The sequence below is a fragment of the Streptomyces sp. NPDC046915 genome, assembly GCF_040644935.1.
GTDB lineage: Bacteria > Actinomycetota > Actinomycetes > Streptomycetales > Streptomycetaceae > Streptomyces.
Genome location: NZ_JBEYXB010000008.1, coordinates 395,095 through 406,422, shown reverse-complemented (window position 1 = coordinate 406,422; position 11,328 = coordinate 395,095). Strand labels below are relative to the sequence as shown.

The 11,328-nt window shown below is 71.8% G+C and carries 7 protein-coding genes; 5 read left to right on the top strand and 2 right to left on the bottom strand.

Translation table 11 applies throughout. The features are described 5' to 3' along the window. Positions 1 to 25: 25 nt before the first annotated feature. From ABZ915_RS23185 to ABZ915_RS23165, 5 genes are read left to right on the top strand one after another with little or no spacing between them, the layout of a single operon-like run. Positions 26 to 319: a hypothetical protein gene (locus tag ABZ915_RS23185; protein ID WP_361806146.1), complete on the top strand. Its 294-nt coding sequence runs from the start codon at positions 26 to 28 to the stop codon at positions 317 to 319. Positions 320 to 332: 13 nt separating this feature from the next. After that, entirely contained in the window at positions 333 to 1,715 is a 1,383-nt protein-coding gene (gene eccD, locus ABZ915_RS23180; RefSeq protein WP_361806143.1) for a type VII secretion integral membrane protein EccD, read from the top strand. A gap of 12 nt (positions 1,716 to 1,727) precedes the next feature. Further along, complete coding sequence (locus ABZ915_RS23175; protein ID WP_361806140.1) at positions 1,728 to 2,852, top strand: hypothetical protein; 1,125 nt, start codon at positions 1,728 to 1,730, stop codon at positions 2,850 to 2,852. Continuing rightward, on the top strand, positions 2,849 to 6,835 hold the full coding sequence (eccCa, locus tag ABZ915_RS23170) for a type VII secretion protein EccCa (RefSeq protein WP_361806137.1): 3,987 nt from the start codon (positions 2,849 to 2,851) through the stop codon (positions 6,833 to 6,835). The genes ABZ915_RS23175 and eccCa overlap by 4 nt, the downstream gene beginning before the upstream one ends. Continuing rightward, complete coding sequence (locus ABZ915_RS23165) at positions 6,832 to 8,211, top strand: DUF6177 family protein (protein WP_361806134.1); 1,380 nt, start codon at positions 6,832 to 6,834, stop codon at positions 8,209 to 8,211. Before eccCa ends, ABZ915_RS23165 begins: the two co-directional genes overlap by 4 nt. Here ABZ915_RS23165 and ABZ915_RS23160 read toward each other — a convergent pair. After that, positions 8,198 to 10,306, bottom strand: coding sequence for a pectinesterase family protein (locus ABZ915_RS23160; RefSeq protein WP_361806131.1), 2,109 nt, complete (start codon positions 10,304 to 10,306; stop codon positions 8,198 to 8,200). The genes ABZ915_RS23165 and ABZ915_RS23160 overlap by 14 nt on opposite strands. Positions 10,307 to 10,460: 154 nt before the next feature. Then, on the bottom strand, positions 10,461 to 11,222 hold the full coding sequence (locus ABZ915_RS23155) for a GNAT family N-acetyltransferase (RefSeq protein WP_361806128.1): 762 nt from the start codon (positions 11,220 to 11,222) through the stop codon (positions 10,461 to 10,463). Positions 11,223 to 11,328 lie beyond the last annotated feature (106 nt).

Genomic DNA, 11,328 nt, shown 5'->3' with positions numbered 1-11,328 from the left:
ATCCATGGACAGGTGACCCCACACCATGACCGCCCACGACTACGACAACCAACTCCTCGAATCGGTCTCCGTCCGCCGTCGGCGTCTCCGTGATGCCGTGCTCTTCGGGGCGCAGCGGCAGCGGCGGTCGCTCGATGAGCGGGTGGGGAAGGTGTTCGCCGGGGTGGTGATCGCGGCGGTGGTGTGTGCCGGGTGTGTGGGGTGGTCGTTCGTGTCGCATCGGGTCATCGGGAAGAGCCCGTACGGCGGGGTCACGACGGTGCCCTCCGGTCCGGCCTCTCCGGCCGCTTCTACCCCATCTGCCCTTTCTTCTCGATGATAGGTTCGAACGCGTGATATCCACGGGGTCCTTGAGTCGTACGGCGGCCGGCACTCGGACCGCGCTCAGCCGGGTCACCCTGGTCGGTGAGCGACGTCGGGTCGACCTCGTAGTGCCTTCGCGGGAGCCCGTCGGGGTGCTGCTGCCGGAGGTCATGCGGCTGCTGGACGACCGGGTCGGGGACCGGCCCGAGCTGCGGTATCTGGTCAACCCGGACGGGTCCGTGCTCGCGCACGACAGCACCCTGGAGTCGGCCGGTGTGGCCGACGGGACCGTGCTGCGGCTCGTGCGCGCGGAGGACGCTCCCTCCGCTCCCGTGGTCCATGACGTCACTGACGAAGTCGCCGGTGACCTCGATGTGCGGGCGTGGCGGTGGCGGCCTGCCATGCGGCGGGTCGTCGCCGGAAGCGCGACCGTCCTGTGGGCTCTGGCCGCCGGCGTCTTGGCCGTCAGCCGATTCGACCCGGCCGCGGCCGGTGCGGGCCTTCTTGTCACAGCGCTGGGGGCGGCTCTCGCCGGTCTCCTCTGCGGACGCGCACGGCGGCACGCCCTCGCCGCGACCTTGCTCGCCACCGGCGCCGTCCTGGCCGTCCTGGGCATGTGGAGCTGTGCTGAGGCCTACGGCTGGAACGGCGCCGCGCGGCTGGCCGGTGTCGCGGGAACCGTGGCGTTCGCGTTGCTGCTCGCCGGGTGGTTCACGCCGTTGAAGCGGGCCGCGTCGATCGGTGCGGGGGCGGTCGCCGGGTGCCTCGCGGTGTGGGAGGCGGCCATCGGGTTCCAGGGCGGGGCGGCAACCGCGGCCCAGCAGGCGAGGACCGGCGCGCTGCTCGCCGTCGTGTCCGTCGTCGCCCTCGGTGTGCTGCCCCGGCTCGCGCTGATGGCCTCGGGGCTGACCGGGCTGGACGACCGGCGTTCGGGCGGAGCGTCGGTGAGCCGTTACCAGGTGGCCACCGCACTCGCCGCCACCCACCGCGGTCTGGTCCTGGCGACCGTCGTCCTGGCCGGGTCCACGGGCGCGGCCGGAGTGTTCCTGCTGCGCACGGCTTCGGCGTGGACGGTGCCGCTGGGAGTCGTGGTGGCGGTGGTGCTCGCGCTGCGGGCCCGTGCCTTCCCGCTCACCGCCGAGGTCGTGGTGCTGTTCGCCGCCGCCGCCGTCGTGGCCGTGCGGCTCGTGGAGGTGTGGGGCGGGCATGCCTCGCCGGCCGGGCCCGTCGCCGCGCTCGGCCTTCTGGCCGTCGTACCTCTCGTCGTGCTGGCCGTGGAGCCGGCCGAGCATGTGCGGGTGCGGCTGCGTCGTGCCGGGGACGCTCTGGAGTCGGCGGCCGTGATCGCCCTGTTCCCGCTGGTGATCGGCGTGTTCGGGGTGTACGGGCGGCTGCTCGGCACCTTCGCGTAAGGAGTGGGGCGTATGACCGGGGGAGGGGACTGGCAGCGGGACGTGCTGCGGGATCTGGCCGACGCCCGCCCGGACCCGGTTGCTCGTGCCGTACCCGTACCCGTACCCGAACCCGAACCCGAGCCCGAGCCCGCGGTTCGGCCCGCCCCGCAACCGTCCCCGCCCTCGCCCTCGCCCCCGGCCCCCCGTGAGGCGCGTGATCCCCGCGTCCCGGCCCCGGCCCCCGAATCCCTGCCCACGGTCGACCCACGACTCGCCCTCGCGCTCGGCCGCACCCAGCACGGTGACTCCGTCACGCGTCGGGCGGGCACGTCACTGCGCCGGCTCACCGCATCCGCCACCCAGGAAGTGGCCGAACAATCCCGCCTCGCGAAGGAGGTGCAGCAACCCGTCACCACCGGACGGGTCATCGCCGTCACCTCCATCCGCGGCGGCGTCGGCAAGTCCACGGTCGCCGCGCTGCTCGGCCGGACCTTCAACCACTACCGTCACGACCCGGTGCTCACCCTGGAGGCGGACGCCGCCCTCGGCACGCTCCCGGTGCGGATGGGCGCGGACAGCGTGCGCTGGTCGTGCGGTGACCTCGCCCGCATCCTGACCCCCGCCATGCAACTGACCGACGTCACCGGCTATCTCGTGCCGGTGGCGGACGGCGGCTGGTTGCTGCCCGCGAGCCAGGGGAGGGTCGGCGCTCCGTTGGACGTGCGCACCTACCGGACGGTGACGCTGGCGCTGCGCCGCTACTTCGCGGTGACCGTGGTGGACTGCGAGACGCTGCCCGGCGATGTGGCGCGTACGGCGATGGACACCGCTCACGCGCGGGTCGTCGTCGCTCCGATGACCGCCGAGGGCATCCACGGCACCCGGCAGGTCCTGGACTGGCTCGGCCAGTTGCCGCACTCCGCCCTGGCCGCCACCGTGGTCGCCCTCAGCGCCAACACCCCCGACGCCACCCTCGACCCGAAGACCGCCGTCGCGCACCTCCGCGAGACCGGCGTGCCCGTCGTCGCGCTTCCCTACGACCGTCATCTCGCCCAAGGGGGCCCCATCCACACCGCCATGCTGGGCCGGAACACCCGTGACGCGGCCGTCCGTCTGGCGGCCGAGGCGATGCACCGGGCGGTGAGGGTGCGATGACCCAGCAGATGGTCCACCGGCCGGCCCGGAGCACCCGTCCCCTCGAGGCCGGCCCGTCCCGGACGGTCGAGGCACCCCCGAACCTCCCGGAAGGGAAGGTCGGGAACGCGGCGACCGCCCTGCTGCCCATGGCCGGTGTCGTCAGCTCCGTCGTGATGATGACCATCATCCGCAACAGCCAGTTCGCCGCGCTCGGTGCGATCGTGCTGGTCGTGGCACTGCTCGGCGGGGTGGCGCTGTTCCTGTCGCAGCGTGGCAAGGCCCAGCGCACCCGGCGCGTGCAGCGCGAGCGGTACCTGGAGTATCTGGAGGAACTCCGCGAGGAACTGGGCGCGGCCGAGCGGGACCGACGGCACGCGGCGCGCGAGCTGGACCCGCCGCCCGAGGCCCTCTACGACCTCGTCAGGGACCCGGCGCGGCTGTGGGAGCGGCGCCGTCAGGACGCCGACTTCCTGCGACCGCGCCTGGGCACCGGCGAGGTGCCCGTGCAGGAGCTGTCCATCGCGCAGAACAACGTCGGCGGTGTCCTCACCCCGCCCGATCCGTTCATGCTCAACGAGGCCCGCGCCCTTCAGGGCCGTTTCGGCACCGCCACGGATCTCCCGCTCACCGTCCCCCTGGACCGGGCCGGGAACGTCAGCGTCGTCGGAGACCGGGAGGGAGTCCTCCGCGTCGCCCGGACCCTGCTGTTGCAGACCGTCGTCACACACGCGCCGGACGACGTCGCCGTCGCCCTCGGCACGCCCGACGAGGAGGAGTGGGCGTGGGCCAAGTGGCTGCCCCACGTTCTCGACCCGCAGACGTACGACGGCCCGGTGGCCGCTCGCCGGATCGCGCCCGACCTGACGGAACTGGCCCGGCTGTGCGCCCCCGACCTGCGGCAGCGTGCCGCGTACGCGGCCGAGGTGCGCCGTGGACTGTCCGGCGGCCAGGCCCTTGGGCTCGCGAGCCGGCTGCTCGTGGTCAGCGACTCGTACGGTGATGTCGCGGCCGAACTGCCCCGGCCGGACACGGCCGTGGATCTGGCGGACATGGGCGTGACCGTGCTGCACCTGCTCGAACAGCGGGTGCAGGAGCCGGACGAGGTGAGTGTGCGCATCACCGTCGACGGCGACCGGGTCGTCGTCGACGATCTGCGCGGAACTCTCGCGCGCGGCACCGTCGACGGAGTGACCAGGGCCGGCGCCGAGGGCATCGCCCGGATGCTCGCCCCGCTGCGGCTGTCCGCGGAGTCCGCGGCCGAGGGCACCCCGGTGTCCGGTCCCGTCGACTTCCCCGCCCTGCTGGACATCGACGACCCGGCCGACCTCGACCTGCACCGCCTGTGGGCACCCCGGGGCGACCGGGACTTCCTGCGTGTCCCGATCGGACTGACGGACCGCCACGAGCCGGTGCTGCTGGACCTCAAGGAGTCCTCGCAACTCGGCATGGGCCCGCACGGGCTGTGCGTGGGCGCCACCGGCTCCGGCAAGAGCGAGCTGCTGCGAACCCTCGTCCTCGCGCTCGCCACCACCCACTCCCCGGAGGACCTGGCCCTGGTCCTGGTCGACTACAAGGGCGGTGCCACCTTCGCGCCGTTCGCCGAACTCCCGCACGTCGCAGGCGTGATCACCAACCTGGAGAACCAGGCCGGGCTCGTCGAACGTGTCCACGCGAGCCTGGCCGGCGAGGTCAAGCGGCGGCAGCAGGTGCTCAAGGACGCCGGGAACGTCGCCGACATCGGCCACTACGCCGTCCTGCGCGCCACCGAGCGCCCGGATCTGGAACCGCTGCCGCACCTCTTCGTCGTCATCGACGAGTTCGGCGAACTGATCACCGCCAAACCGGACTTCATCGACCTGTTCCTGTCCATCGGCCGCATCGGCCGCTCCATCGGCGTGCACCTGCTGCTGTCCAGCCAGCGCATCGAGGGCGGCAAGCTCAAGGGGCTGGACACCTATCTGTCGTACCGGCTGGGCCTGCGTACCTTCTCCGCGGACGAGTCCCGTACGGTCCTGGACACCACGGACGCCTTCCACCTGCCGCCGCTGCCGGGATTCGGCTACCTGAAGGTCGACACCTCCACCTACGAGCGGTTCAAGGCGGGTTACGTCTCCGGCGCCTACCGCGGACCCGTCCTGAGCAAGGACCATGACGACGAGCCGTCGCTCAGGCCCTACCCGGTCTACAACCTCCCGCAGCACGCCTCCGACGACCCGGCGGAAGTGCCCGCCGCGACCCGGCGCGAGACCGGCCCGACCGTCCTGTCCGTCATGGTCGGCCGGCTCGCCACCGCCGCGCCCCCGGTCCGCCGCATCTGGCTTCCCCCGCTGCCCGGGACCATCACCCTGGACCAGGCCGCCGGCCCCCTCCAGGCCGGTACGGACGGCCTCCGCCTCACCCACCGCGACGGCCCCCTGCGGGTGCCGCTCGGCGTCCTCGACGACCCGGCCCGGCAGTGGCAGGAACCCTGGCTGCTGGACCTCACCACCGCCGGCGGGCACGCCGCGGTCATCGGCGGCCCGCAGTCCGGCAAGACGACGCTCCTGCGCACGCTCGCCCTGTCGCTCGCCCTCACCCACACGCCGTACGACATCGCCGTGTACGGCCTCGACCTGGCCGGTGGCGGCCTGTCCACGCTCGCCCGGCTGCCTCACGTCGGCGGCATCGCGGGCCGTGCCGACCACGAGCGTGCCGCCCGCACGGTCGCCGAGGTACGCGCCACGCTCGCCCGGCGCGAGGAACTCTTCCGCGAGCACGGCATCGACTCCGTCGACCAGCTGCGCCGGCTCAGAGCCAAGGCGAAACTGCCCGAACTGGGGGCCACCGACGTCGTACTGCTCATCGACGGCTTCGGCGCCCTGCGCGACGAGTTCGCCGACCTCGAGGAGGCGGTGACGGACCTGCTCAAGCGCGGCGGCGGATACGGCATCCACGTCGTGGCCGGCATGCTGCGCTGGAACGACGTCCGCATCGCCACCCAGTCGATGTTCGGCATCCGGATCGAGTCGCGCCTGAACGACCCGGCCGACTCCTCCATCGACCGCAAGCTCTCCGAGACCCTCACCGCCGACACCCCCGGCCGGGTGCTCACCGACGGCAAGCTGTTCGCCCAGGTCGCGCTGCCCCGTATCGACAACCGGCCCGCTCCGGACGACCTGGGACAGGCCCTCGAAAGCGCGGCCCGCACCATCCGTGCCGCATGGCACGGCGAAATCGCCCCACCCGTACGTGTGCTGCCGACCCGGCTGACCGCGGCCGGGCTGCCCTCCCCGGCGGCCGAACCGCACCGCGTTCCCCTGGGCGTCGACCAGGACGCCCTTGCACCGGTCCTGCTCGACCTGTTCGGCACCGACCAGCACCTGCTGGTCCTCGGCGACAGCGAATGCGGCAAGACCAATCTGCTGCGGCTGATCGCCACCCAGCTCGTCGCACGCCACTCCGACGAGGAACTCGTCTTCGGCGTCTTCGACCCGCGCCGCGGCCTGCGCGGCGTGATCCCCGAGCCCTACCGGGGCGGCTACGCCCACAACCCCAAGCTGGCCGCCGCCCTGTCCACCGGCATCGCCGCCGAACTGGACAAGCGCCTGCCGGAGACCGCCGATCCCGACGCGGTCTCCACGGAACCCTCCTTCACCGGTCCGCGCATCGTCATCCTCGTCGACGACTACGACATCCTCACCACCGCCGGCCAGCAGCCACTCGCACCCTTCCTGCCGTACATCTCCTCCGCCCAGGACATCGGCCTGCACTTCGTCATCGCCCGCCGGGCCGCCGGATCCTCACGGGCCCTGTACGAGCCCCTGCTGACCACCCTGCGGGAAACCGGCACCACCGCCCTGGTCATGACCGGCGAACGCACCGAGGGCCAGCTCTTCCCCGGGCTCTACGCCTCCCCGCAGCCACCCGGCCGGGGCACGTTCGTCCGCCGTGGCCGCCCCCACCAGCTCGTCCAGACCGCCATGACGGCAGAAGAAGCGGAAGAAGCAGAAGACACCCCGTGACCAAGGACGTCATAGCGCTCACCCCGAAGATGCCGGACCTGCGCACCCTGCTGGCGGGCCTCTACGCCGGCGGCCCCGACCTCGGCGTGGACACCACGGCCGACGGCGCGGTCCTACAACTCTGCGCCCCCGACGGCCGCCCTCTCGTCTCCGTGGAGGCACCCATCCTGGTCCAGGTTCCAGGCGAGACCGCCCGGCTGCTGGACCAGGCGGTCTCCGACGAGCCGGTGTGGTGGACCGAGGCCCGCGCCTCCACCGCCGTCGCCGAAGCCGGGCGGCTGGCGGGCTCCTTCGCCGGACGTCTGGCCACCGTCCTCGGCGGCACCGTCTGGCCGCCGCAGGCCGCCACGACCGAGGTCGTGCCCCTCACCACCGATGTCTCCGCGGTGCCGGTCCCGGCCACCGGAACCCCCGCCGTGGACGTCCTGACCGCCGCGACGGCCGTGGTCATCCAGGACCGCCCCCTCGTCGCCATGACGAGCTGGCTCTCCGACGCACTGCGCGCCGCGACGGCCGCCGACCGCGCCCTTCAGATCGTCACCCCGCCGGCCACGCGTCTGACCCTGGCCACCCGCGCGGCCCTGCGCGGCCTCCCCAACCGCTGGGTCGTCCAGGACCCCGAGCACGGCTACTACGACGGCCTGTCCGGCGCCGTGCTCCACTGGAAGAACGGCACCTTCACCCCCGTACGCGACGAACAGGGGGCCGCACGGGCCGCCGACGACTTCACGGCCGTCGCCGACAGCGGTGACCGCCAGCTGATCCTCACCCTGCGCACACGGCATCCCGCCGCCGAGAACCTCGTCCTCGGTGGCGCCCTGGAAACGGCGTTCGAGCACCTGACCGGTGCCCCGCCCGCCGGCTGGAGCACGGCCGAGCCGGTCAACCTCCGCTGGAACCAGCGGGAGCTGACCGACCTGGCCCGCACACGCGCGCCCCATCCCACCTGGCTGATCGCGGTCGGGCACCCGGACCGGCCCGCGCTCGCGACCGTACGGGTGCTGCGCACACCGGCGGGCGTCGAGGAGGACATCACCCTCACGCTCGGATACGGCCCGGACGAGGCACCGCCCCTGGACGCCCTGGAGGCGCTGGCCGCCGAACTCGACACCGGGCACGGGCTCGTCACCCTGCTCACAGCACTGCGGTCCGCGCGCCGTGACCTCACGGTGCCCGCGCAGGCCGAGCCCCTGCCCGTGCCGGTCGCGTTCACGCTCGGCCAGGACGAGGTCCGGCGCGTCGGCCGGGACCGTGCCGAACACCCGCACCCGGACGTCACGCCCGTGCGGCTCGGATCCGCGCTCCACTACCGCCTGGACGAGAGCACGGGAGAGACGGGAGAGACGGGAGAAACGAGAGAGATCAGGAAGCCGTAGGCGTCCAGTCCCCCAGCCAGTCCGCGACCTCCTGGTTCGCTGCCTGGGTGTCGGTGAGTTGCGGGCGGTCGGTGCTCGCCGCGCCGGAGCCCGCGCCGGTGTTCTTGTACTCGGCGAAGCGGTCGTCCTTCCAGGAGAAGCCGCTCATGTCGGTCCACGGGGTGGTCTTGATCGCGGCGCTCAGGGTGGTGTTGCGGACCGTGGTCTGCGGGTCGAGGGTGGCGTCGCCGCCGGCGTGCCAGGGGCGGCCGAGATAGAAGCTGCGGTCGGACACGTCGCCGTTCACCGTGGAGTTGGCGATCAGGATGCCCTTGCGGTCGGCGGCGGTCGACGGGGCGGTGACGAAGCCGGCCGAGGTGCCGTTGTAGCGCTTCTTCAGGGTGATGACGGACTTGTCGATCACGGTGGTCGCGCGGCCGAAGACGAAGTCGACGTTGCCGATCACGTAGGAGTTCGTCATGTAGACGCGGCCGAGCTTCTCCTTGGCCGCGGTGTCCACCAGCAGGGTGTCCTGGTCGCCGCTGACGATCACGCCGTCGAGGAACACCTTGTCGGCGGCGGTGCGCAGGGCGACGGCCTGCTGGCTGATGTCCTGGTGCGCGGCCTCGTCGAAGTCGTTGGAGACGGTCAGGTTGCGGGCCTGGAAGTCGTCGGCCTCGACGGCGACGGTGGCGCTGCCGCCGGTGCCGTACGGGCCTGAGCCGTCGGGCTTCTGCGTGCCCGCCGCGTTGTTGTAGACGATCACCGTGTCCTTCCGGCTGCCGCCGGTGCCCTGGATGGTGACGTGCGGCTTGTTGGACGGCACCTTGACCAGCTCGCGGTACGTGCCCGGCTTGACGCTGATCACCACGCGGGAGGGGTTGCCCGCGGGGACGGCGTTCACCGCGGCCTGGACGGTCTTGTACTGGCCGGAGCCGTCCTGGGCGACGGTGAGGGTGGTGGCGGCGGCCGCTTTGGTGGTCGTGGCGGACGTGGTGGACGTGGTGGACGTGGTGGACGTGGTGGACGTGGTGGTTGACGTAGTGCCGATGGAACTGCGGGGGCCCGCGCCGGACTTCAGGAGGGCGGGGACGTCGGCGGCCTTGTCGAGGGTGTAGCCGTAGTACGTCTTCGGGTCCCAGGCCGCGCCCGTGCCGCCGCTCTCGTTCCTGCCGCTCGTGCCCGAGAAGACGTTGCCGCGCTGGACCAGGGTGGCCGTGCTGTCCCGGATCACGGGGTTGTTCATGCCCTGGAAGTAGGAGTTCTCCAGCAGCATGTTCGTCTTGCCGCGCGAGTAGTCGCCGTAGGAGGACTTGATGGTGGTGCCGGCCTCGTCCTCCAGGAAGTTGTTGTAGAGGTGCGCGTGGGCCACGTTGTCCGTGGACGGGTTGCGCTGTTCCGTCTCGCGGATCCAGTTGTGGTGGATCGTGATGTCCGCGGTGACGTTCTCGGTCCAGCCGATGCCGAAGGCCTTGTTGTCCTGGCTGAGCTTGTTCCAGGAGACGGTCAGGTAGGTGGTGTCCTTGCGACTGTCGATGAGCCCGTCGGCCATGTGCCGGATGTCGTTGTGGTCGATCCAGACGTGGTGGGCGCCGTCCATCTGGATGCCGTCGTAGTCGTGATCCTTGTCGTTCCAGGTGCCCTGGTACGTGTCCCGGATCGTGAGGTTCCGGATGATCACGTTGTGGACGCCCTGGCCGAGGAAGAAGCCGCCGCCGACGATCTGGCCGGAGGTGCCGGAGCCGACGATCGTCTTGTTCGACTGGACCTTGATCTCCTTGCCGACCGGATCCATGTCGATCGCCGCCGCGACGACGATGACGTAGGGGTCGGAGGAGGTCGCGTACTTCTCGAGGTCCGCGAGCGTCTTCACCGTGACGGTCTTGCCGTCCCGCCCGCCGTACGTGCCGTTCTGCCCCAGTGCGTTGACGGAGGCGAAGCCGTCGGCGGTCGCGGTGGCCCAGACGGGGGCGGACGCGGGCGCGGCCGAGGCCTTCTGCTGGGCGCCGGTGACTCCGTAGGTGAGAGCGGCGGCGGTGGTCAGCGCGAGGGGGACGCCGAACGCGAGGGCGGTGCGGCGTCTGCGGTGGCGCGGCTTCGAGTGGGGGGTGGCCATGGGGCGGCTCCTGTTCGGGTCGTTCCCGGTTGGGGGTGACCTGGAGTTGCCGCGGGGCGGGGGAAGGTTGCCCACTTTCGGACGACCGGTGGGCCGGTCCGGGCGCGGGGGCTGCGGCGCGGCCATGGCCGGCCGGACCGTTGTTGTCTCGCAATCAGCCGCGTTCGAAGCAGTGCGAGTAGCCGATGACGGAAAAGCCGCGCCGCTCGTACCAGTGGCGCGGCCAGTCCGTCGCGTCGGCGGTCAGGAACCGGGTGCCGCAGCCCGCAGCGACAGCCAAGCGCAGGGCGGTGGTCAGGACGGCGTCGGCATACCCGTGCTTGAGGTGGGACTCCGAAGTGATCAGGTCCTCGACCTGGGCTGTACCGGTTGCCGGGTCCATGTAGAGGTCGGCCCACGAGGCGACCTCGCCTTCCTCCGTGCGGGCACCTATGAAGCGGACGATGTCGGCCCCGCGCCGACGAGCCTCGCGTCGGTCGACCAGGTGGCGTACGACCTCGTTGTCGACGTCCGGGAGGAGGCCACGCCATCGCCGGGTGAGTGGAGTGCGTATCGCGTCGAGGTCTAACTCTTCCGCGGGCCTGCCGGCCGGCACCGGACCCGCGTGCCGCATGACCAGATAGGTGGAGTGGTTGTAGCCGGCGCGGATCAGGGGCTCCGCGCATGCCATTCCGACTTCGTGGTCGAGGACGGAGATCATTCGGTGTGGCAAATGGCCCAGCGCTTGCTCCGCGACAGCGGGCAGTTCCTCGGAATCGACGGCCGTATCGATGAAGACCTGGTTGTTCGCGCGGGAGTGGGCGAAGGCGTCGTCGTATACGGCGAACCCGCCCGGGAGGCCGACGGTGCGCGCGGCCTGGCGGCGAGCGAAGGCGGACAGGAAGGCGTTGATCCGCTGAAGTTCGGAGCTCGGCATGGAGGGAGCCTACGAAGCCGTGACCATGGCCGCCTTCGAATTGCCCCGCAGAAAGTCCCCAAGCGGTCGTGTGGGCTGTAGGTCGCTTGAGGTGGAGGAGGACGGC